Here is a 21177-nt window from a genome sequence, read left to right on the forward strand (position 1 = left end):
CTCAGGCCCTGCTGCGGGCCCGCTTGCGGACGGCGTTGCGGACCGCCAGCCCGACGACCACCACGAGCAGGGCGTAGATCACGATCGTGATGGGGCTCGAGACGAGGATCCGCGGGTCGCCGACCGAGGCGAGCAGCGCGTCGCGCAACGATCCTTCGGCGAGCGGGCCGAGCACCATACCGATCATGAGCGGGGCCAGCGGGTAGTCGAAGCGGCGCATGAAGAAGCCGAGGACGCCGATGCCGAGCAGGAGGAGCAGGTCGAAGACGGCCCCGGACGTGGCGTAGGTGCCCAACCCGCAGAAGACCGCGATGCCGGCGTAGAGCTGCGGCTTGGGGATGAGCAGCAGCTTGGACCAGAGCCGCGCGAACGGCATGTTGATGGCCAGCAGGACGATCATCGCCAGGAAGAAGCTCGCCAGCAGCGCCCACACCAGGTCGGCGTTGCGCTCGAAGAGCAGCGGACCGGGCTGCATGCCGTACTGCCGGAAGGCGACGAGCATGATGGCGGCGGTCGCGGACACCGGCAGACCCAGCGCCAGCAGCGAGCCCATCGCCATGCCGGTCGTCGCGTTGCCCGCAGCCTCCGGCGCCGCGAGACCCCGGATCGCCCCCGTGCCGAACTTCGGCTTCGCGGAGCGGGCGTCGAGCCGGCGCTCCGCCTCGTAGGCCAGGAACGTCGGCACCTCCGCCCCACCGGCGGGGATGACGCCGAACGGCAGCCCGATGACGGTGCCGCGGGCCCACGCCGGGGCGGCCTCCTTGAGCTCGGCCCTGCTGAGGAAGGGGCGCCCGGTGGCCCGGACGCCGAGGTCCTCACGCTCGTGCCGTGCGCGGGAGGCGACGTAGAACACCTCGCCCAGCGCGAGGATGCCGACCGTCACGGTGACCAGGGAGATGCCGTCGAAGAGCTGGGTAGCGCCGAGGGTGAAGCGCTCCATGCCGGAGATGCCGTCGATCCCCACGAGGGTGATCCCGATCCCGAGGACGAGGGAGGCCAGCCCCTTGGCGATGTTGTCCGACACCACCGAGCTGGTGGCGATGAAGGCGAAGAGGGCGAGCGCGAAGAACTCCTCCGGGCCGAATGCCGCGGACAGCTCCACGAGCGCGGGCGCGATGAACACCACGAGGATCGAGGCCACCATGCCACCGATGAAGGCCCCGATGGCTGCCGTGGCCAGCGCCTGCGGGGCGCGGCCGTCCTTGGCCATCCGGTGCCCCTCGAAGGTCGAGGCGATGGCCGAGGCCTGACCAGGGGTGTTGAGCAGGATCGCCATGGTCGAGTCGCCGAAGAGCCCGCCGAAGTAGACGCCCGCGAAGAGGATGAAGGCGGCGGTCGGGTCGAGGGCGAAGGTCATCGGGAGCAGCAGCGCGACCGCCATCGACGAGCCGAGCCCCGGCAGGACGCCCACGGCCGTGCCGAGCAGGCAGCCGATGACGACCCACAGGAGGTTCATCGGGGTGAACACGCCGGCGAAGCCGTCGGCGAGGAGTCCGAGCTGCTCCATCAGAAGCCACCTCCCAGGATGCCGGAGGGCAGGACGAGCCCGAGTCCGGTTGAGAAGATCAGGTAGATCGCCGAGCTGAGGAAGAGGGCGATGAGTGCGTCGAGGCCCGGCCGGCGGGAGCCGAAGCCGCGCGAGGAGCACCAGAAGAGCAGCGCCGCCGCGAGGATCCAGCCGAGCCAGGGCAGCAGCACCGCGAAGGCGGCGAAGCCTCCGACCACCCAGCCCACGGCGACCCAGTCCGTGCGGTGCTCCGGCTCGCCGGTGTCCTCGTCTCTGGCGACCTCGCGCGCCGCCCTGGACTCCCGGAGCACGCCGATGGCGAGGATGACCGAGAGCGCGAGCCCGACCGAGCCGACGATGAGCGGGACGAACCGGGGGCCGGGGAACTCCGCCGCGTCGGCGTCGAGCAGCAGCGCGCCGACGAGCAGGAAGAGGCTGAAGGCCCCGACCACGGCCGGCATGACGATCGCGAACCGGCCACCGGAGCGCTCGGGCACCGACGGGCCGACGGGCGCCTGCCCGCTCTGCCCCGTGGGCGTGGTCGTGTCCATGTCGCTCATCCCTCGATCTCCGCGAAGAGGCCCGAGATCCGCTCGATCTCGGAGTCGATGTAGTCGCGCAGCTCCTCGCCCTGCAGCGGCACCTCGACCCAGTTGTTGCGCTGCACCGCCTCCTGCCACTCCGGCGTGGCGAAGGACTCCTCGAGCAGCACCTCATACTCCGCGACCTGCTCCTGCGTCACCACCGGCGGCGCGAAGAGCGCCCGCCAGTTGGTGAGCGTGACGTCGTATCCGAGGTCGGGCAGCGTCGGGAGGTCGACGCCCTCCAGCGGTTGCGGCGCGACGAGACCCAGAGCGCGTAGGCGGCCAGACTCGACCTGGGGGTAGATGTCGGCGAAGCCACCGGCCGTCGCCTGCGCCGTGCCGTTGAGCAGCGCCTGGATCGCCTCGCCGCCGCCGTCGGAGGGGATGTAGGTGATGTCACCCGTCGGGACGTCGGCGTTGAGGGCCAGGTCGGTCGCGACCAGCTGGTCGAAGGACCCGCCGCCGGTCCACGCCACGTTGGGGGTGTCCTCGCGCCAGGCGGTGATGAGGGAGTCGAGGTCGTCGTAGGGCCCGTCGGCGGGGACGGCGATGAGGTCGTACTCCTCGATGACCCGCGCGATCGGGGTGACGTCGTGGATCTGCGAGGGGGTGCCGAACTGGATCTGCGCGGCGATCTGCCCGGTGCCGCCGACCATGAGGGTGGTGGGACGGTTCAGCCGGGACACGCTGCCGATGGCGATGGTCCCGCCCGCCCCGGGGATGTTGAGGACCTGCACGTTGCCCACGAGCTGGTTGGCGCGCATCGCCTGCTGCAGCTCGCGCTGGAAGGCGTCCCACCCGCCACCGGCGGCCGCCGGGGCGACCAGGGTGAGGTTGGCGCGGATGTTGGTGCCGCCGGAGGCTGCCCGGACCGACTGGTAGCCCGCGGCACCGATGACGGGCACGGCCAGCGCGGCGAAGCCCAGCGTCAGGGCGCGTCGCCGGGTCGGCGTTGAGGCGGGCTCTGCGGACCCCGCTGCAGCGTCGCTCATGTGCAGTCTCCTTCGTCCGGCACACGCGGCGATACTCCCCCGCCGCAGTCCTTCGCCCCACATCCTCACACAGCGGCGTCGCAGCGCGCTGCGACGCCGCTGTGTGACTGAGATCGGTGCGGCGACGACTGATCGGTGGTCCGGCAGAGCGGCATACCTCGGGGTATGCCGTCACTCAGGTCGGCGGGCGCGGATCACTGCGGCGGCGGCTAGATCGTGCACCTGGTGCGTGCGCTCGATGTCGACCTCGACGAACCCGGCTGCCGCAAGAGCGGTGCGGTAGTCGTCCTCGAGAAGGGCTCCCGAGATGCAGCCGGTCCACTGCTCCACCTCGTCCCGGCGATCCTGGGGCCAGGGGGCGAGCGCGACGACGTCGCTGATCGCGAGGCGGCCCCCGGGACGCAACACCCGGAAGGCCTGCGCGAGGACGAGGCTCTTGTCGGCGGCGAGGTTGATGACGCAGTTGGAGATGACGACGTCGACGCTGGCGTCCGGCAGCGGGATCTGCTCGAGGTAGCCCTCGATGAACTCGACATTGTCCACCTCCGCCTCAGCAGCGTTGCGGCGGGCCAGGTCGAGCATCTCCGGCGTCATGTCGAGGCCGATGGCGCGTCCAGTGGGGCCGACGCGGCGGGCGGAGATGAGCACGTCGGCACCGGCGCCCGAGCCGAGGTCCAGGACAGTCTCGCCCTCGTGCAGATCCGCGACCGCGGTCGGGACCCCGCAGCCCAAGGACGCCGCGAGCGCGGCGGCCGATGCCGGGTCGGCGTCGCCCTCGACATAGAGGGTGCGGCCGAAGATGCCGTCCGGCGTGAGCAGGTCGACGGAGTTCGACGTGCCGCAGCGCGACCCGGTCGGGTCGGCCGAGGAGCCGGACGGCGTGGCGAGGTCGCGCGCGGCGGCGGCGTAGCGGGCCTGGACGGCGTCGCGGATCAGGCCGGAGGTGACGTCGTCGGCAGAGTCGGTCAGCGGGTCGGTCATGGGGTGTCCTCAGTGGGTGGGATTCGGAGATGGGCGGGGAGATCCTCGATGCAGCAGGCCCCGCCGCGCACGACCAGTGCCGCGACATCGGGAAACTCCTGCAGGCAGGCGGGGTTGACGGCGTACCGGTTGCTGGCGCCGTGCGCCGTCGCGGTGAGGAAGCGGGCGGCCACGAGGGCCGAGAGGTGGTGGCTCACCGTGGACTGTGCCAGCGGGAAGGCCGCGACGATGTCGCGGACCGCCACCGGCTCTCGGTGCTGCGCGAGAAAGGCGAGCAGCTGAACCCGGGTGGCGTCGGACAGGGTCCGGAACCACTCGGCATACCTCTCCGCGGCGTCGCGGTCGAGCTGGACGATGTCATTCATCGATCATCGACGATAGTCGATCGACGCTGCCAGGGCAAGGGGTAGGTCGGCGGACCGGAAGGGTGGACGAGCCGCGTCGCCACGCGAGGGAGCGCCCTGGCGCCGCGTTCTCAGGAAGAGGAGGACCGCTCGGCGTCCACCTCGACGGCGACGTCGCGCATCCGCTCCATGAGGCGGGCCAGGTCGGCGAGCTCGTCGTCGCCGAGTCGGTCCAGCACCATCGCACGGGCGCGCATGGTGGGGCCTTCGAGGCCCATGAGGACCTCCTCGCCGGCGGCCGTGATGCGCATGAGGACGCGGCGTCGGTCGGCCGGGTCGGGCTGCCGGTCCAGCCAGCCCTTGGCGGCGATCCGGTCGATGATCCCGCTGGTCGTGGGCGTGGAGACCCGCAGCAGGGCGGCGAGCTCCTGGCCGGTGAGATCCGCATTGGCCCGGAGCAGGGCGAGCACCTGCACCTGGCGGAGCGTGAGGTCGGCCGGCACGGGCAACGGGTCCAGCCAGCGCATCGCGGTGGCGTGCAACTGAGCCTCCGCCTCGGCGATCTGCGCCAGTCGGCAACGCCGGGAGTCCTGGCCGTCCACGCTCATACCTCTGCTCCTTCCTGTTGCTGTCCGGGCACGACCCTCAACCCCAACCATGTGCGACGCCCGGTCGGCGCTGGGGCGACCATCTGCGACGCCCGGTCGGCGCTGGGGCGACCATCTGCGACGCCCGGTCGGCGCTGGGGCGACCCTCTGCGACGCCCGGTGGGAGCTGGGACGACCATGTGCGGCGCTCGGTCGATTGATTCGGCTCAGGGTAACTATTGGCTCTAGGCTAGGCATCCTATGTCACGCCTCACGCTCTTCAGCGTCCGCAACCGAGCTCTCATCGCGCTGGCCACCCTCTTCAGCATCCTGGCGGGGCTGTGGTCGGCGAGCAGCCTGCCGCGCGAGCTCTTCCCGTCGCTGCAGTTCCCGGTGCTCGTCGTCGCGACGTCGACCCCGGGGTCGAGCGCCTCGGTCGTCGAGGAGCAGGTGACCGAGCCGGTCGAGGTCGCGGCGCAGGGGCTCAACAACGTCGTCGAGGTGACCTCGACGAGCACCGACGGCTTCTCCTCCGTCATCGTCGAGCTCGACTACGGCACCCAGATGGGCGCCGCGCAGACCGACCTGCAGCGCGCCGTGCTGGCCCTGCCCGACCTGCCGGACACCGCGACGCCGCAGATCTTCGCCGGCAACCTCGACGACTTCCCGATCATCCAGCTCGCCGCGAGCGGCGGTTCGGACGCCCAGGACCTCGTCGACCGGCTCGAGCGCCTCGTCGTGCCCCAGATCGAGGACATCGACGGCGTCCGCTCCGTCACCCTCTCCGGCGTCGCCGACCGCGTCGTCACCATCGACCTGGACGAGGAGGCCGCGGCCGAGGCCGGTGTCACCACGAGCGCGGTCAGCCAGGTGCTGCAGGCCAACGGTGTCGTCCTGCCCGGTGGCCAGGTGCTCGACGGCGAGACCGACCTTCCCGTGCAGGTCGGCTCGCGGCTGACCTCCGCCGAGCAGATCGCCAACCTCCCGCTGCTCACCCAGCAGACGATCGGCGCCCAGCAGGCCGCCACCCAGGCGCAGGCTCAGGTCGGCGAGACCCAGCAGGCTGCGGACGACGCGGCCGAGGCCGCTGCTGCCGCGCCGCAGGACCCCGAGCTGGCGGCCCAGGCCGCTGCTGCGGCCGCCGCTGCCGAGCAGGCCGCCGCGGCGGCGGAGCAGGCGGGCGAGGTCGAGATCCCCCTCCTGGCCGACGTCGCCACCGTGACGCTGGAGGAGCGGGACGCGACGGCATACACGCGGACCAACGGAGAGCCCAGCGTCGGCCTGGCGATCACCAAGACGCCCGACGGCAACGCGGTCGAGATCTCCCACGAGCTGGAGGCGTTGGAGACCGAGATCGGGACCGCGCTGGACGGTGGCGAGCTGGTGACGATCTACGACGGCGCGCCGTTCATCGAGAAGTCCATCGAGGACCTCGCGACCGAGGGGCTGCTCGGCCTCGGCTTCGCCATCCTCGTCGTGCTCGTCTTCCTGCTGTCGGTGCGGCTCACCCTGGTCACAGCGCTGTCGATCCCGCTGTCGCTGCTCATCGCGCTGGTCGGGCTGCAGGTGGCCGGCTACAGCCTCAACATCCTCACCCTCGGCGCGCTGACCATCGCCGTCGGTCGCGTCGTCGACGACTCCATCGTGGTCATCGAGAACATCAAGCGGCACATCGCCCGGGGTGACGACCGGCGGACCGCGGTGGTCGAGGCGACCCGTGAGGTGGCCGGCGCGATCACCTCGGCGACCATCGCCACCGTCGCGGTCTTCCTGCCGCTGGGCTTCGTCGGCGGGCAGGTGGGTGAACTGTTCCGGCCGTTCGCCGTCACCGTGTCGCTGGCGATGCTCGCCTCGCTGCTCGTCGCGCTGACGATCATCCCGGTGCTGGGCTACTGGTTCCTCGGCAACCGTGGGCGGGTCGGCCGGCACGAGGAGGAGTCCCCGCTCACCGAGGCGGACGACTCCCCCGACCGGTTGCAGCGCGCATACCTGCCCGTCCTGCGCACCGCGCTCGCCCGCCCCTGGCTGACCGTGCTGCTCGCGCTGCTCGTCCTCGGCGGCACGGGGTATGCCGCGACCCTGCTCAAGACCGACTTCATCGGCAGCTCCGGCGAGAACAGCCTGCAGGCGACCCTCTCCATGCCCACCGGGACGACGCTGGACGACACCGACGCGCAGGCCGCCGAGGTCGAGGAGTGGCTGGCCGAGCAGGACGAGGTCGAGACCTACCAGGTGACCGCCGGGAGCCCGGGCGGCATCGAGGCGGTCTTCCTCGGCAGCGGGACCAACACGGCGACCTTCGCCCTCACCCTCGCCGACGGCGTCGACGGGGAGAGCTTCGGGGCCGAGCTGACCAGCGCCGTCGAGCTCCCGGAGGAGGCGACCTTCACCGCGCAGGCCGGCCAGCAGATGGGTGGCGCGAGCAGCCTGGAGGTCCAGGTGCAGGGCCAAGAGGTCGAGGACCTGCGCACGGCGGCCGACGAGGTCACCGAGCTCATGACCGACGCCGGCGCGCTGGACGTCACCAACAACCTCACCGATACCGTGCCCGCCCTCAAGGTGGAGGTCGACCGTGAGGCGGCCGCGGCGGCCGGGCTGGCGGAGGCCCAGCTCGGGCAGGTCGTCCAGGCCGCGACCGACGGCGCGACCGTCGGGCAGGTGGAGATCGACGCCTCCCGCGTCGACGTCGTCGTCCAGCAGGGCGAGGCCCAGGACCTGGAGGCGCTGCGCGAGTTGGAGGTCAGCACCGACACCGCCGGTGAGCCGGTGCTGCTCGACGATGTCGCCGACCTGCGGACGGTCGAGGAGGCGGTCAGCGTCACCCGGGTCGACGGGCTGCGTGCGGCCACCGTCACCGGCCGGTCCACGAGCGACGACCTCGGGGCGCTCACCGCCGACCTGCAGCAGCGCATCGACGGTCTGGACACCCCCGAGGGTGTGGAGGTCAGCCTCGGCGGCGTCAGCTCCGACCAGCAGGCCGCCTTCCAGGCGCTCGGCCTGGCGCTGCTCGCCGCCATCGCGATCGTCTACCTCGTCATGGTGGCGACCTTCAACTCCCTCGTGCAGCCGCTCATCCTGCTCGTGTCGGTGCCCTTCGCGGCGACCGGCTCGATCGGGTTGCTGCTGCTCACGGACACCCCGCTCGACGTGGCCTCCATGGTCGGCATGCTCATGCTCATCGGCATCGTCGTGACCAACGCGATCGTGCTCATCGACCTCGTCAACCAGTACCGCGACCGCGGGCTCGGCCGCACCGAGGCCGTGCTCGAGGGGTCGCGCCACCGCTTCCGGCCGATCGTCATGACCGCGCTCGCGACGATCCTCGCGCTGACGCCCATGGCCTTCGCGATCACCGGGGGCGGGGCCTTCATCTCCCAGCCGCTCGCGATCGTCGTCATCGGCGGCCTCATCAGCTCCACGCTGCTGACGCTCATCCTCGTGCCGGTGCTCTACGAGCTCGTCGGCCGCGGGTCGGCCTGGGCGAGCGGGCTGCGCGGGCGGCGCGGGGAGCGGCGGGAGCGTCGGGCTGCCTGACGCTGGCGGCAGGCGTGGACCGGCCCGCCGGCGGTGAGGATCCCTGCGCGTGCACCGATCCTCCCCGGATGCGCCACCCCCGGCGGTGAGGATCCCTACGTGTGCACCGATCCTCCCCGGATAAGCGGCCCCCGGCGGAGAGGATCCCTTCGCGTGCACCGATCCTCCCCGAACGGACGGTCGAGCGCGCGTCCGGCGTCTCGGTCAGTCGGTGAGGCGGGGCTGCGGTATGCCGGCCCGGCGCCTGTCCCTGTCGCGCGGCCTGCCGCGGACGGCGTCCGGTGGGGAGGATGCCTGCGCGCGAACCGAACCTCCCCGGATGCGCCACCCCCGGCGGCGAGGATGCCTGCGTGTGTACCGATCCTCCCCGGATCGGCGGCGTCCGGTGGGGAGGATGCCTGCGCGTGCACCGATCCTCCCCGGATGCGCCACCCCCGGCGGCGAGGATCCCTGCGTGTGCACCGATCCTCCCCGGATGAGCGGGCTCCGGCGGGGAGGATCCCTGCGCGTGCACCGATCCTCCCCAGGGCGCCGCTTCGGGCTGACGGGCGTCGGGCGTGTCGGTCAGTCGGTGAGGCGGGGGCTGCGGTATGCCGCCCCGGCGCCTGTCCCCGTCGCGGCGGCGGCGCGGCCGCAGCGCCACACGGCATACACCTGGGCGGGGTGGCCGAGCACCGCACCGACGTGGGTCTGCAGGGCGCTCGCCGAGGTCGGTGAGTCCAGCAGCTCGCTGAGCGGGTGGGCCGACCAGCCGGCGCGCTCGGCGGCGAGCCAGACGCCGAGCAGCCCGCCGCCGAGGGGGCCCAGCTCGTCGAGGCCCAATCCGGGCGGGCCCCAGAGCGCGACGACCGCACCGCGCGGCCGGACCTCGCTGACCCGAGCCACCAACCGATCCAGACGGGTGGCGCCCAGGACACGACGGGCGAGGCCGGAGCCGGTGAGCAGACCCAGCCCGCGCGCCTCCACCGGGCTCAGCCGCATCGCTGCCGCGCTCAGGCCGTCCAGGTCGTGGCGCGGGTGCGCTGGCGTCAGCCGCAGCCACTCCCGCAGCTCGCTGGCCGCCGGGCCGGTGAGCGTGCGAGCGGTGGCGCCGGGGAGCAGGTCGTCGACGAGGGCGTCCGGCAGGACCAGCAGACCCGTGCCAGCCGGCAGCTGCGCCAGGTCCGCGAGCGACGAGACTTCCTCAGGGGTGGGCTGCTGCTCGTAGGCGGCGCGGACGGTCGAGCGGGCGTGCAGCTCGGCCACCGACCAGGCGAGCCTGGGGCCCTGCCCATCACTGAGCCGGATCACCGCTGCCTGCCGGGCCCCGACAGCGACACCCCATTCGACCTCGGCCATCAGCCCGAGCTCCGCGGCAACGACCTGCAGGCTCAACGCCACGGCGCCCAGGGACAGCAGGAGGTCGCGATGAGTCGGGTCGGCGACCGGGAGCGCACGCTCGGCGTGCCAGCCGAGCCGCAGGGTCACGTCGTCGAGGGCGCGGACGTCCCACGGCTGGGTGTTGTGCGCACTGGGCGCCCTCCCCCAGTCGGCCGCGCGGGCGAGCAGGCGACTCGCCGGCGAGGCATCGGCCGTCGCGGCCCCGTGACCCTCGGCTGAGCCGGTCTCATCACGCACGTCCACCGCCCGCGTGTAGAAGCACGTCCCGTGCAGGGGACGCCCGCCCATCGCCACGAACTGCGACTGCGAGCCCGCGTTGTCGTGCTCGACGAAGGTGACGCGCAGCGCGGCATACCCTCCGGCCTGCAGCCCCTCGAGCAGCTCCCGGGACAGGTGCCGCATGAGCCCCTGCCCGCGCGCACCCGGCACCGTCCCCTTGATGATGAGCACGGCGTCGCGGCGGTAACGGCCCTTGGTGACCAGCAGCCGCGCCAGGTCGACCGGCCCGAGCCGCCCCCCGGTCGAGCGGACGAAAGCGGTGAGGTCTGGCACGACCAGGACGAAGGCCACCGGCTCCCCGTCCCGCTCCAGCCAGAGCAGCAGGCGCTCGTCGAGCAGGTGCGCCAGCCCGTCGGTCGCCGCCGCGAGCTCGTCGGCCTCGATCTGGGTGAAGTAGCCGAGCTCGGCGAAGGCGGCGTTGAGCATCTGGCGCAGCACCGGCAGCTGTTCGTCGAGGCGTCTGCGGTCGGCCTGACGCAGGACTACGCCCTCGGGCAGCGCGCCGACCGGGAAGATCGTGGTCGGGTCGAGTGAGCCGAGGTCGGGGCAGACCCATGTGGAGCCCTCCCAGATCCGCTCGAAGCCCAGCGCCTCCCAGTCGCGGTGGTAGTGGGAGGGGGTCCACGGACCGTCGAGGAAGCCCGGCTCCTCCCAGCCCGAGGTCACGACGCCGCCGACCTGGTTGGGCAGGAGCGACACCGGGCCGAGCAACCGGGTGCGGCCACGCTCGCGCGCGACGGCCTCGGCGTGCTCCACCAGCGCAGCGAGTGCCGGAGCGCCGGCGAACTCGGTGGCGCCCATGAGCAGGACGCGCTCGCCGAGCTTGGCGTCCATCCGCTCGTCGGTATGCAGTGTCGTGCGCCCTGCCACGCCACCCCAGGGGTCCCGGACGAGGTAGAGCTCGACCGCCCCGTGCCGGCGGTGCGGCCCCTTGCCCCTCCACCAGGACCGGATGGTGCTGTGCCACAGCGGGACTCCGTGGGTCTCCCGCGGGGTGCCCCAGGGCTGCACCCTGAGGAAGGCCCGCAGGTCGTGGCGGATGCGGACCGGCACCACCAGGAAGCCGGGCGACGCCGTCGTGGTTGCTGTCGGTGTCGTGGCAGCTCGACCCCGGTCAGCGGTCGACCTCGCGGCATCCGTCGTCGATCTGGGCTGTCGAGCCACCGTCGGCCCGACACCCTCCGCCCCGATCGGGCTGAACCGTTCGATGTGCGCCATCACCCCGTCCTCGGCACGCCACACCCCGTTGCTGTAGCCGTCCGGCTCCGCGTCGTGCACCTGGACGAGACCCCCCGGACCCACCTGCACCCGCCGGATCGCGGCCTGCGCGGCGGCCTGATCGGCATACCAGGCGATGACGCCGACCCGGCGCACCCCGGCACGCAGCCACTCCCGGCGGACGAGGCCGTCGCCCTGCACCGCCTCGACCGCCCGCCTGCGCCAGCGCGGGGTCGATCGGCCGTCCCGTGGCTCGACGGTGATCATGACCTTTGCCCGGGCCAGCGGTGGCGCGGCGGAGAAGTCACGAGTGCGCATCGTCACCGCCAGGGGTATGCCGCCCGCTCGCCTGCTCGTAGACGCGGATGTAGCCGCCGGTCGCGTTGTTGGTGCCGTCGGTCACCCACTGCATGAGCTCGCGGTGCACCCCGCTGCGGGCGAAGCGCAGCAGGTCCTCGCGGGTGGCGAAGTAGCCGACGGTGCCGAGGGTGAACGGCGGGTCGTAGTAGACCTGATGGTGGACGTAGCCGGGCATCCGTTTCATCTGGTCGACCATCGCCCGCCAGCGCGGGGCGAGGCGCAGCCAGGCGGCCGGCGAGGCATACCGCGTCGCCCCGACGAAGACCGCCCCCGCTAGCTCCATCAGGCCCCGGTGCCCTTGGAGAGGTAGACCCGCTTGAGCTTGTCCGGGAGCGCGGCGAACGGCCCGGCGCCGGCGTCGTGCACCCGGACCTCGATGTCGTCGCTGCGGTCGGACTCCTCCAGTGACTGGGCGAAGTCGCGGCTGGTTCGCGCGAGGTAGTCAACCACCCCGTCGCCCACCTCGGCCGCCATCGTCACCCGCTCGTCGTCGGTGAGCGCGACGTCTTCGCGCAGCTCGAGGTGGATCGTCGGCTGCTGCCGGGTCGCGTCGCCGTCCACGTCCTCGAGGGTGAGGGTGAAGGAGCCGATCTGGGCGGCGCGCTGCTGGTCGGTGTAGAGGCCGTTCTCGACGTCCTGGGGGTAGATGTTGGCCCCCATGAAGGAGATCGTGGCGTCGGCGCGGCCGAAGAGCAGCAGCAGCGGCAGCTTCATCCCCTGCCGCTCGAAGGCCTCCCGGGCCGGCGCCTGCCACTGCGGCTGGCTGCGCAGGACGGCAGCCAGGTCGTGCCAGTCCATGAGCCGCGCCTCGTCGCCGATGTTGTAGCGCAGCTTGGGCGAGAGCACGGCGGTCGAGGTGAGCGTGCAGAGCAGCTCGCCCTCGGGGGTGGTCTCGAGGTAGGTCTCGAGCGGGTTGTACTGGAAGATCATCGGCGTGCGGGCCTCCCCCGGCCCGAGCACCGCCTCGCGCAGGTCGTGGTCCTCCAGCAGCGCGCGGCGCAGCCAGACGGTGAGGTCGGTCTCGCCGCCGATGCCGATGGTCAGGTCTGATGCGCCATACCCGGAGCGGACGGTGAGGAAACGCTCCTCGCAGTAGTCGCGCAGCGCCTCGGTCATGCCCTCGCCGCCGACGAGCCCGTGCATCCGCCAGGCCGGCCAGTCCCAGCCCTCGGCGTCGAGCCGGTCGCGCAGGTCCTTGAGGAAGGGCGGGTAGGCCGCGACGAGGTAGGTGAAGCTCGGCCCGAAATGGCGCAGGGTGTCGACGATCTTGTCGAGGTCAGGGCCGGTGTTCTTGACCATGGCGATCTTGGCCATCGCGATGCCGGTGTTGGTGCCGGTCGCCCACGCGCCCATGGAGTAGGCGTTGATGACGTAGAGCCGCTCCTCGTCGCGCATCATCAACGAGGTGAAGCCGGCGACGTTGCGGTGGATGTCCTCGAGCTCGTCCTTGCCCCGGACCCAGTTGAACGGGCGGCCGGAGGAGCCGGACGACTCGTCCACGATCGTGCCGCGCAGTTCGAGGCGACCGGTGCGCGAGCGCGCCGCCTCGTCATACCGCTGGACGTAGGACGCCTTGTCGGTCGGAGGGTAGTTCTCCAGGTCCCACCAGCGGAAACGCCAGTCGTGCTCGGCGAGGTGCTGACGGTATGCCGGCACGTGCAGCGACCCCAGCTGGCAGGTCATCCAGGCGTGCAGCCGCGCGAACTCGCCCATCCACGGCTGGTAGTGGGTCGCGGTGAAGCGCCACGTGGCCGGGTGGACCTTGTAGAGGCTGTAGGTCGTGGTGAGCGCCCGGGTGCCCGCCTTGAGCGCACTCCGCCGCGTCGCCGTCAGCGGCGCACTCGTCCACGCCTTCGTCCCGATCTCCCGCCATCCCATGGCCGGACTCTAACGCTTCGCGGTGTGGGCACCGACCGTGCGATCACCACGATGGCGGTCCGGGCAGAGTCGGCGTCATCAGCTCCCCGGGCGCAAAGTCCTCACTCTTGTAGCGGAAGACCGTGAGATACCAGAGTGATACCATGCCTGGATGGCTATGACATTGCGGCTGTCTCCAGAGGATGCGCGTGCTTTGGCGGCTCTTGCTGAGGCTGAGGGTGTGAGCAAGCAGGAGGCGACAGTTCGCGCGATCCGAGAGGCGGCGGCGCGGCGTGGGCACGAGGAGCGTGTGCGCGAGCTGTCCGCACGTGGGCGAGAGCGTTACGCCGACCTGCTCGAGCGTCTCGGACGCTGACCCTTGGTGTACCTGACCACCGAGGACCTGCTCACCCTGGCAGCAGACCTGGGCGTCGGTCCGGTCCAGGACCTTGGCCTGCTGGACTCCGCGGCCCACCGCCCCAGCGCCAGCGTCTTCGGACATGATGCCTACCCCGGCATCGACGCGAAGGCGGGGGCGCTGCTGGAGTCCATCGTCGTCAATCACGCGCTGGTTGATGGCAACAAGCGCCTGGGCTGGCTCGCGGTGGTCGTGTTCTACGGCCTCAACGGCGTCGACTTCCAAGCACCCGACGACGACGCCTACGACCTGGTCATCGCCGTCGCCAGCGGCAAGGCCGACCACCAGGTGGCAGCCCGCCACCTGGCCCAGTGGCACTAACTGAGCCAACGACTCGCGGCACGAGCGAGTCCGTTTTAGCCGTCCACTAGACCGAGCTCGAAGGCCATCTTCGGGCCGAGCAGAGACGCGAGCCGATCGGAGTCTTGTGCGGCAGCCTGCTGCAGCACCGCTGAGACGTCCTCGATCGCGCGGACGTCGTCGTCATCGTTGAAAGTCTCCTCACGCGCGTCCACGTATTCGACCAGACCTCGGAGTGCGGCGGCGAGGAGTTCCTCGAGGTGGTTCTGACTCATGGGTGAAGTATGGCGTGAGGCTGGCCAGAGGGGCTGGTCGCTGAGGGTCAGGCGTTCGCTCTGCAGTGCGGCCGGACAGGATGGATGCACGAAGCCTCATGAGTCTTCGTCCGGGATTGCTGCACCGACGGGTGTCACCTATGTCACCCGATGGTTGCGGTGAGGGGCGGAGACCCAGGATGCGGCAGAACAGGATGCGTCCGTCGCTCAGTGGACAGTCTGCAACCGTCGCCGACGGCAGTGGTCAGAATCCTGAGCTTCCGCGTTCATGCGCCTCAGCGATTCAGCGACGGGGAAGTGAGAGCGGGTTGAGGAGGGCGTGGCGGGCGGGCGGGATCATCGACGAGGTTCCAGCGTGTGCGTCGCTCGCCGGCGCAGCCGGTCCGGGCGACGGGTAGTCCGTCAACCGACTCGGCTGGCCTCGCGATCCGCGGTGACCGAGCCCCTGCGTCGCAGGGAGACCACGACCAAGGCCGCGGTGAGCAGCATGCTCAGCATGAGCGCGGGGATCGTGACGTTGGAGATCGTGACGTGTGGCCCCTGCTCCCAGATGTCGGCGGTGTCGCGGTTGACCCACCCGTCCCGGGCCAGCCGCTGGATCGCGACGGCGAGCTCGCCGACGTGGCCGAGCACTGCAATCGGAACGGTCGCAGACATGAGGCTCAGGATCCAGCGCGACGCGGCGGTGGGCGCCTCGGGACGCATCCGCCACACCAACACGGTCGCGGGGACGAGCAGCGCGAGGGCGAGGAGGTGGGACGAGATGTGCAGTGCGCTGGTGTCCCCTTGCGACGCGAACACGAAGATCGACAGGAACGGTGCCCAGCCGAGGGCCAGGAGGGTGAGCGGGCGGGACATGCGGGTCTCCTTCTCGAGCAGGTGGCGATGCCTCCGACCGTAGGAGTGCAGGTCCGCGGCGGCATCGGCGTTTTCGCCTATCTCTCGGCCGCGTGACCGGGATCAGGTCGGGGCCCTCACCGGGATGCCTCCGCCGTCGGCGCGGTCGCACGGATGCGGAACGCGTTGACCGCCTGCACCCGCCGGTTGTGCTCCGGCCCCTGGGGAAGCTCGAGCTTGACGAACACCGAGCGCAGGTGGGCGTCCACCGTCCGCTCCGAGAGGACGAGACGGGCTGCAATACCCGCGTTGGACAGCCCCTCGGCCAGGAGCTGCATGACCTCGTTCTCCCGTCGGGTGAGCACCGCGAGCCCGCCCGTCGGAGTGGCTGCGCCAGTGGAGGCGGGTGCACGGCCTGGTCTGACGGCGGTGTCACCAGCCGACCTCGTGGACGTCGGCTGCCGGTACGCGGGGGAGGGGTCCTGGACGGGCGGCCCGGCTGGCGGCAACGGCGACGTCATGATTGGCGCCGTCGCCGGGGCATGTTCGACCACGTCGGTGGCCAGGGACCGTACGCAACCAGTCACGACGACGGCGAGTGCCGCGTACATTCCCACGAGCAGCACCGTCCCCCCGAGCACGGACCCTGCGCCGACAGCGCCGCACACCATGACGAGCAAGGTGCCGGCGAGAGAGGAACCTGCGACCATCGCCAGACGCCGTGCCGCGGCCACGTCGGCGGCGCTGCGCCACGTCGCAAGCAGAGCGACGGCAGGTCCGAGGAGAACCGTCGCCAGAAAACCGAGGTTCAGGGCCATTCCGATCCGCTCGCCGAGCGCGGACGTAACAAGCGCGTTCGCGCGGAGCGGCTCGAAGTCATCGAAGAACACCACGAACGAGGCCGCCGCGGTTGCTCCGAGCACGAGTACCGCGGTCAGGACCGAGCGGCCGGTGCGGGGACCGAGATACCGAACGCATATCAGGGGGACCATGGAGAACGCACCGACGACCGGGAGGTGCGCTACCCCAGCAAGGACACCGGTGGCCCACGCCGCGGCAGAGTGCGGCGCCTGCACCGTCACGGTGACTGCGAGCGCCCACAGGCCCGGGTAGGCGGCCGCCACCACCGTGAGGAGCGTGAGGAGCAGGCGGAGACCGGACCAACCCCGGCCCAGAGTGCCGATCGCCGCCAACATGACTACAACGGCCACGACCATGGATACGAGGACCGGCCACGTGGTAGGCGGCACGACCACCGGCTCGGCTGCAGACGCGATCGAGAGTGCGAGTGAAGCCAGGACCACGCAGACGACCGAAAGGGCTACGCCGTCACGCGCCAACAGCCCGCGCGTCAAGGTGGCGGTCGAGGTCATGACCGTGCGGCCTCCTGTGCATCCGGGCCATTCGTCCGGATGGTGGTTGTCACCGTCCCACACGAGGGGTCTCGCGTCCAGACTGTCGGACGTCCCGGCAGGGTGGACGCCTACGCGAGGGGCGCGATCAGCCGCGTCACCTCGCCCGGCCCGCGATCTGCGATCGCGACGAGCCCCCGAGACGTCCTCGTTGCAACACGGACCATTCTGGGCGATGAGTCAGGGACTCGGGACCCCACGTCTGGGCCCAGCGTCCTGGCTCTGAAGGACGCAGCTACGGTGTCGCTAATGGGTGCCATGGGGGACACCTGCCAGCACAGGAGGACCGTCGTCGTCGGCCGGCCCGCCAAGCTCCGTGGCGCTCACGTTGTGGCAGTGGAAGCTCTGGGCTTACGGGTTCACGCGCGAGACAGACCGGACGGCCACCTAACGTGGGACCACCCTCGACGTGGACACCGCCTTGCCGACACGCACTCGCCGCGGCAAGACAGGATGTCGACGGAGCGCTCACTCGCGGTGCAGCCATACTGGCACCGTGACGCGCCGTTCCCGACTTTTCGCTGAGCCGCGGCCACACGACACCCGCCTCGATCCATACCGCGACGGGGTGTTCGAACTCCGCAGCGGCGGCCAACTCATCGGGTATCTGACCACCACCGTAGGCCCTATGCGCTCGTTCCCTGCCTTCTGGATCAAGCAGGAGTGGCTCTGGGCTCAGCCGCACTGGCTTGATGGCCACCCCCAAGAGCCGGAGGAAGACTACGGTCCTGGCTGGTCCTTGATCGAGCAGCTGCAGGCCGGTGCGTTCGAGACATTCGATGCGCAGGCAGATGAGATGGTCACCTACGAGACGGTCCAGAAATACGGGCCTGATCGCGATCGCCTTTGGCGTCAGTACGGTTCCCCCGACGCCGCCGACTGACCGAGCGCGGTGCGGCAGTGGAGGATGTTCGTCCGCGGGCTACTCGTTTCTAGCGGCCGGGCTGGGTACGGATGCCGCAGCCTCTCTACGCGCGTGTTAGAGCTGGCGCGAGTGCAACGGAGGCCGGAAGAGCAATCGCTGGCGCGCCGGGGGCCGTGCCTGTGCCGGGGACCGTGCCTGTGAAAACAGCGCCGATGGCGTCGGCGGTGACAGCGACTCGCACGTAGTCAGCAGAAGGTGCGGAAGACGACTCTGTTGGGCCGTGAACACGAGCCCGCACCCCCCGCTGAACGCCACACTTTAGCCGGCAGTTGCCCTGGTGCTGGCGTCTATGAGGCGGTGCAGCACATCGCGTAAGCTCTCAAGCTCCTCCAAACTCATGCTGAGTCTGTTGAGGATTCCTTCCGGGATCCGTTCGGCTTCGGCGCGTATCTCTTGCCCGCGGGGCGTGAGGGAGATGGCCAGAGTTCGCTCGTCTTCGGGGCGTCGTTCACGCGTGATCAGACCACGGGTTTCGAGCCTCTTGAGTAGCGGGGACAGGGTGGCCGGCTCCAGGCTGAGCCGCTGGCTGAGCCGGACCACGCTCACGGGTGCCTCCTCCCACAGCGCGAGCATGACCAGGTACTGCGGGTGAGTGATGCCTAGGGGAGCGAGGAAGGGTCGGTAGAGCGTGATGACGTTGCGTGAGGCGACAGCCAGGGCGAAGCAGACTTGCTGATCGAGGGCAAGTAGGTCCGGAGCGCGAGGCGGATCGTGGGCAAGCGTCATGGCTGACACGGTAATCGATGGCGACAGCTACACTATCCACGAACTGTTCGTGCCCTAACGATATGGAGTTGACGTGAGCAAGGAGCAGGAGCGTGACGGCCTGTCCCTGTGGTACCGGTTCACCTGGAGGTTGAAGTACACGTTGCTCACCTTCTTTGGGCCGCCCCGCTTGGACGCCCGGCAGGACCCGCAGACCCGGATGGAGGCACAACGAGCGGCGAGGGTCGCGGAAGCACGGGCCGCAAGGCAGAGCCAAGGATCGAGCGACACGGCGTAGCACGTTCTGGTTCTGTCAAGCGGCTATGTTGAGGTGCTGCTGCGAGGCGGTGTTCTCGTCGTAGAAGGTGCGGTAGCGCAGGTGTCGGCACCAGGAGCCGTGGAGTATCCCGATTGAGCGGTTGGCGAGCTGACGAAGAGCGGCTTGGGTGGCCCACTCCTCGTTTCCGTAGGACCTGGTAGTAGACGCGGGCGCCGGCTGAGCCGCGCATGGAGAAGAACGCCCACTGCTGGACGGCGTCGCCGAGGCGGCGGTTGCGGGCGTACCTGGCGAGCACGACCCGCCTGGTCCCGGAGGCTCTGGTGATCGGGGCGGTGCCGGCGTAGGCCTTGCGGCCCTTGGCGTCGGCGTACCGGTGCGGGTCGTCGCCGAATTCGCCCAGGATCCGGGCGCCGAGGATCACACCAAGGCCCGGGAGGCTGGTGTAGATGTCAGCGTCCCGGTGCCGGCCAAGATGCTCGGCCACCACATGCCCGAGCCGCTCGATCTGGGCGTTCAGCACGGGTCGAGCAGCGCGACGACGCCCTGTTCCGGGCTGTGCTAGAGGATGCCGCTGCCATGGTCGGCCACCATCACGACGTCAGTCTCCCACCGTAGGCCCGCTTGCTCGGCCAGGTCGCTCTCGGCGCGATCGCCCGCACCCCCGTGGCTCTCCGCCAACCGCTCCGGGCCCTTCACGTCCGTCCAGGTCCAGTGCACCTGATACCGCACGAGCGCCCGCAACCGACGCGCGATCCTGCACAGCCACCTCGCTGGGCCGACACGACTAGGCGACTCGAACCGACCGCTCATCGGCAGTACCGGAATGTCACGGCCCTCGAGTTGCGAGGCCGACGCGCGGTGGGGTCCAGGGCAACTATTCGCGACGCCCGGTGGGGTTGGGGGGCGGGGTTGGGGGCGGGGATGGGGTCGGTGTCGGGGTCGGGGTCGGGGGCGCGGTCGGGGATGGGTCAGGGTGGGTTAGGCCCAACCGTCGGGGCCGGCGGAGCCGGCGGGGTACTCCTCCAGCGGGACCTCGCCAGCGCGCCAGGCTGTCAGGACCGGCTCGACGATCCGCCACAGCTCCTCGGCCTCATCACCGCGGATGGTGAGCAGCGGGTTGCCGTCGAGGATGGCGCCGAGGATCTCGCCGTAGGGCAGCATCCGGGGCTTGCCGAGCTCGGCGTGCAGCGACTTCTGCTCCAGGTCGAAGGGGTCGCCCTCGGCGTTCATCGACAGCTCCAGCCCGACACTGCCCGGCTTGAGCTCGAGGATGAGCCGGTCCGGCTCGGAGGTGTCGGTCAGCCCGTCGGGCACGTGCGCGGGCGCCTTGAAGACCACGACGACCTGCTTGGCCGCCACACCCAGCGCCTTGCCCGAGCGCAGCACGAAGGGCACGCCAGCCCAGCGCGCGTTGTCCAGCTGCACCGTGAGCTGGGCGAGGGTCTCGGTCGACCGCTCCGGGTCCACGCCCTCCTCTGCCGCGTAGTCGGGGATCGAGCGCCCCTCGAGCTCGCCCGCGGCATACCGTGCCCGCTTCGAGGCGGCCACCGGGTCGTGCTGCCAGAGCTGCGTCGCGCGCAGCGCCTGCGCCTTGAGCCCGCGGATCTCCTCGGCGTGCATCGTGGCCGGCGCCTCCATCGCGAAGAACGCGAGGATCTCCAGGAGGTGGCTCTGGATCATGTCCATGAGCGCGCCGGCGTGGTCGTAGTAGCCGGCCCGCCCCTCCAGCGCGAGGGTCTCGTCGTAGGAGATCTCGACCCGCTCGATGTGCTCGGCCGACCAGATCGGCTGCAGCAGCCGGTTGGCGAAGCGCAGCCCGATGAGGTTGAGGATCGTGTTGACGCCGAGGAAGTGGTCGATCCGGTAGATGTCGCCCTCGGGCACCACCCGCAGCAGCTGCCGGTTGAGCGCGCGCGCCGACTCCAGGCTGTCGCCGAACGGCTTCTCCAGCGCCAGCCGCGTCCCCTCCGGCACGCCGATCTCCTCGAGCAGCGCGCACACCTTGACGGTCACCGCGGGCGGCAGCGCGAAGTAGAGCACGACAGGTGCCTCGACCTCGGCGAGCAGCGCCTGCAGCTGGTCCCGCTCCAGCAGATCCGTCTGGTGGTATGCCGCACCGCTCACCACGGGCGCGGCGACCGCATCCGGCACCTCGGCCTCGGCGAGGCTGTCGCGCACCTTGCTCTGCCAGTCCTCCTGGCTCAGCTCGACCCGGTCGGCGCCCAGGACCCGCACCGGGCGGCCCGGCTCCTCGCGCAGCAGGGTGCCCAGGCCGGGCAGCAGCAACCTCCGGGTCAGGTCGCCGGAGGCGCCGAGGATGAGCAGCGCGGTGGTCTGGTCGGCCATGCGGGAGTCCCTCTTCCCTCGGAGATGACGGTGCGGCGCCAGTCTCGCACCTCGTG

The 21177-nt window shown here is 70.9% G+C and carries 19 protein-coding genes and 1 pseudogene; 5 read left to right on the forward strand and 15 right to left on the reverse strand.

Going from position 1 to position 21177, the window contains the following annotated elements; all coding sequences use genetic code 11:
• Position 1: 1 nt before the first annotated feature.
• The 6 genes from FA582_RS14620 to FA582_RS14645 all read right to left on the reverse strand — a co-directional run bounded on the left by FA582_RS14620 (position 2) and on the right by FA582_RS14645 (position 5016).
• A complete protein-coding gene (locus FA582_RS14620) occupies positions 2–1507 on the reverse strand; it encodes a tripartite tricarboxylate transporter permease (RefSeq protein WP_010146239.1) in 1506 nt (501 codons plus the stop codon).
• A complete protein-coding gene (locus FA582_RS14625) occupies positions 1507–2067 on the reverse strand; it encodes a tripartite tricarboxylate transporter TctB family protein (protein ID WP_237707462.1) in 561 nt (186 codons plus the stop codon). Before FA582_RS14625 ends, FA582_RS14620 begins: the two co-directional genes overlap by 1 nt.
• Positions 2064–3083 carry a tripartite tricarboxylate transporter substrate binding protein gene (locus FA582_RS14630; protein WP_010146241.1) on the reverse strand — a complete coding sequence of 340 codons (1020 nt, stop codon included), beginning with the start codon at positions 3081–3083 and terminating at the stop codon, positions 2064–2066. The genes FA582_RS14625 and FA582_RS14630 overlap by 4 nt, the downstream gene beginning before the upstream one ends.
• A gap of 171 nt (positions 3084–3254) precedes the next feature.
• Positions 3255–4064 carry an arsenite methyltransferase gene (gene arsM, locus FA582_RS14635; protein WP_010146242.1) on the reverse strand — a complete coding sequence of 270 codons (810 nt, stop codon included), beginning with the start codon at positions 4062–4064 and terminating at the stop codon, positions 3255–3257.
• Positions 4061–4429: an ArsR/SmtB family transcription factor gene (locus FA582_RS14640; protein WP_010146244.1), complete on the reverse strand. Its 369-nt coding sequence runs from the start codon at positions 4427–4429 to the stop codon at positions 4061–4063. The genes arsM and FA582_RS14640 overlap by 4 nt, the downstream gene beginning before the upstream one ends.
• Before the next feature lie 110 nt (positions 4430–4539).
• A complete protein-coding gene (locus tag FA582_RS14645) occupies positions 4540–5016 on the reverse strand; it encodes a MarR family winged helix-turn-helix transcriptional regulator (protein WP_010146245.1) in 477 nt (158 codons plus the stop codon).
• 240 nt (positions 5017–5256) lie between these two features.
• Here FA582_RS14645 and FA582_RS14650 point away from each other — a divergent pair, with 240 nt between their 5' ends.
• On the forward strand, positions 5257–8529 hold the full coding sequence (locus FA582_RS14650) for an efflux RND transporter permease subunit (RefSeq protein WP_147899857.1): 3273 nt from the start codon (positions 5257–5259) through the stop codon (positions 8527–8529).
• A 564-nt stretch (positions 8530–9093) separates the two neighbouring features.
• On the opposite strand, the gene FA582_RS16665 is transcribed toward FA582_RS14650, so the two are convergent.
• The 3 genes from FA582_RS16665 to FA582_RS14665 are packed head-to-tail and all read right to left on the reverse strand — an operon-like array spanning position 9094 to position 13644.
• Complete coding sequence (locus FA582_RS16665) at positions 9094–11730, reverse strand: hypothetical protein (RefSeq protein WP_193559802.1); 2637 nt, start codon at positions 11728–11730, stop codon at positions 9094–9096.
• Positions 11711–12049 (reverse strand): monooxygenase family protein, encoded by a 339-nt coding sequence (locus FA582_RS14660; RefSeq protein ID WP_010146249.1) that lies wholly within the window; start codon positions 12047–12049, stop codon positions 11711–11713. The genes FA582_RS16665 and FA582_RS14660 overlap by 20 nt, the downstream gene beginning before the upstream one ends.
• Entirely contained in the window at positions 12049–13644 is a 1596-nt protein-coding gene (locus FA582_RS14665; protein ID WP_010146250.1) for a phenylacetate--CoA ligase family protein, read from the reverse strand. The genes FA582_RS14660 and FA582_RS14665 overlap by 1 nt, the downstream gene beginning before the upstream one ends.
• Before the next feature lie 220 nt (positions 13645–13864).
• On the opposite strand from FA582_RS14665, the gene FA582_RS17435 reads away from it, so the two are divergent.
• Both FA582_RS17435 and FA582_RS14675 read left to right on the forward strand, forming a co-directional pair.
• A complete protein-coding gene (locus tag FA582_RS17435) occupies positions 13865–13999 on the forward strand; it encodes a hypothetical protein (RefSeq protein ID WP_256842280.1) in 135 nt (44 codons plus the stop codon).
• Positions 14000–14005: 6 nt separating this feature from the next.
• A complete protein-coding gene (locus FA582_RS14675; RefSeq protein WP_010146252.1) occupies positions 14006–14362 on the forward strand; it encodes a type II toxin-antitoxin system death-on-curing family toxin in 357 nt (118 codons plus the stop codon).
• 35 nt (positions 14363–14397) lie between these two features.
• On the opposite strand, the gene FA582_RS14680 is transcribed toward FA582_RS14675, so the two are convergent.
• From FA582_RS14680 to FA582_RS17270, 3 genes are all read right to left on the reverse strand, one after another.
• Positions 14398–14616, reverse strand: a complete 219-nt coding sequence (locus tag FA582_RS14680) for a hypothetical protein (RefSeq protein ID WP_010146253.1) — start codon at positions 14614–14616, stop codon at positions 14398–14400.
• Between the two features lie 402 nt (positions 14617–15018).
• Entirely contained in the window at positions 15019–15474 is a 456-nt protein-coding gene (locus FA582_RS14685) for a hypothetical protein (RefSeq protein WP_010146254.1), read from the reverse strand.
• 116 nt (positions 15475–15590) lie between these two features.
• Positions 15591–16826 (reverse strand): helix-turn-helix transcriptional regulator, encoded by a 1236-nt coding sequence (locus FA582_RS17270; protein WP_010146255.1) that lies wholly within the window; start codon positions 16824–16826, stop codon positions 15591–15593.
• Between the two features lie 535 nt (positions 16827–17361).
• Between FA582_RS17270 and FA582_RS14695 the strand changes: the two genes are divergently transcribed.
• Positions 17362–17748, forward strand: coding sequence for a hypothetical protein (locus tag FA582_RS14695; protein ID WP_141567455.1), 387 nt, complete (start codon positions 17362–17364; stop codon positions 17746–17748).
• Positions 17749–18048: 300 nt separating this feature from the next.
• On the opposite strand, the gene FA582_RS14700 is transcribed toward FA582_RS14695, so the two are convergent.
• The gene (locus tag FA582_RS14700) at positions 18049–18516 is read right to left on the reverse strand and encodes a MarR family winged helix-turn-helix transcriptional regulator (RefSeq protein WP_010146257.1); all 468 of its coding nucleotides are present in this window, start codon (positions 18514–18516) and stop codon (positions 18049–18051) included.
• Between the two features lie 73 nt (positions 18517–18589).
• Between FA582_RS14700 and FA582_RS14705 the strand changes: the two genes are divergently transcribed.
• A complete protein-coding gene (locus FA582_RS14705; RefSeq protein WP_010146258.1) occupies positions 18590–18793 on the forward strand; it encodes a hypothetical protein in 204 nt (67 codons plus the stop codon).
• 15 nt (positions 18794–18808) lie between these two features.
• Here FA582_RS14705 and FA582_RS17275 read toward each other — a convergent pair.
• A pseudogene (locus FA582_RS17275) lies at positions 18809–19292 on the reverse strand (transposase); the annotation flags it as partial.
• A 461-nt stretch (positions 19293–19753) separates the two neighbouring features.
• The gene (locus tag FA582_RS14720) at positions 19754–21121 is read right to left on the reverse strand and encodes a glucose-6-phosphate dehydrogenase (RefSeq protein ID WP_010146261.1); all 1368 of its coding nucleotides are present in this window, start codon (positions 21119–21121) and stop codon (positions 19754–19756) included.
• Positions 21122–21177: the final 56 nt, after the last annotated feature.

Origin of the sequence: Serinicoccus profundi (genome assembly GCF_008001015.1) — a bacterium.
GTDB lineage: Bacteria > Actinomycetota > Actinomycetes > Actinomycetales > Dermatophilaceae > Ornithinicoccus > Ornithinicoccus profundi.

Bases quoted from the DNA above. Each gene is read 5' to 3' on its own strand.
- FA582_RS14720 (WP_010146261.1), bottom strand. From the start codon at position 21,121: ATGGCCGACCAGACCACCGCGCTGCTCATCCTCGGCGCCTCCGGCGAC.
- FA582_RS14625 (WP_237707462.1), bottom strand. From the start codon at position 2,067: ATGAGCGACATGGACACGACCACGCCCACGGGGCAGAGCGGGCAGGCG.
- arsM (WP_010146242.1), bottom strand. From the start codon at position 4,064: ATGACCGACCCGCTGACCGACTCTGCCGACGACGTCACCTCCGGCCTG.
- FA582_RS14650 (WP_147899857.1), top strand. From the start codon at position 5,257: ATGTCACGCCTCACGCTCTTCAGCGTCCGCAACCGAGCTCTCATCGCG.
- FA582_RS14640 (WP_010146244.1), bottom strand. From the start codon at position 4,429: ATGAATGACATCGTCCAGCTCGACCGCGACGCCGCGGAGAGGTATGCC.
- FA582_RS14700 (WP_010146257.1), bottom strand. From the start codon at position 18,516: ATGACGCTTGCCCACGATCCGCCTCGCGCTCCGGACCTACTTGCCCTC.
- FA582_RS14620 (WP_010146239.1), bottom strand. From the start codon at position 1,507: ATGGAGCAGCTCGGACTCCTCGCCGACGGCTTCGCCGGCGTGTTCACC.
- FA582_RS14645 (WP_010146245.1), bottom strand. From the start codon at position 5,016: ATGAGCGTGGACGGCCAGGACTCCCGGCGTTGCCGACTGGCGCAGATC.
- FA582_RS14680 (WP_010146253.1), bottom strand. From the start codon at position 14,616: ATGAGTCAGAACCACCTCGAGGAACTCCTCGCCGCCGCACTCCGAGGT.
- FA582_RS14630 (WP_010146241.1), bottom strand. From the start codon at position 3,083: ATGAGCGACGCTGCAGCGGGGTCCGCAGAGCCCGCCTCAACGCCGACC.
- FA582_RS14685 (WP_010146254.1), bottom strand. From the start codon at position 15,474: ATGTCCCGCCCGCTCACCCTCCTGGCCCTCGGCTGGGCACCGTTCCTG.
- FA582_RS14665 (WP_010146250.1), bottom strand. From the start codon at position 13,644: ATGGGATGGCGGGAGATCGGGACGAAGGCGTGGACGAGTGCGCCGCTG.
- FA582_RS17270 (WP_010146255.1), bottom strand. From the start codon at position 16,826: ATGACCTCGACCGCCACCTTGACGCGCGGGCTGTTGGCGCGTGACGGC.
- FA582_RS14660 (WP_010146249.1), bottom strand. From the start codon at position 12,049: ATGGAGCTAGCGGGGGCGGTCTTCGTCGGGGCGACGCGGTATGCCTCG.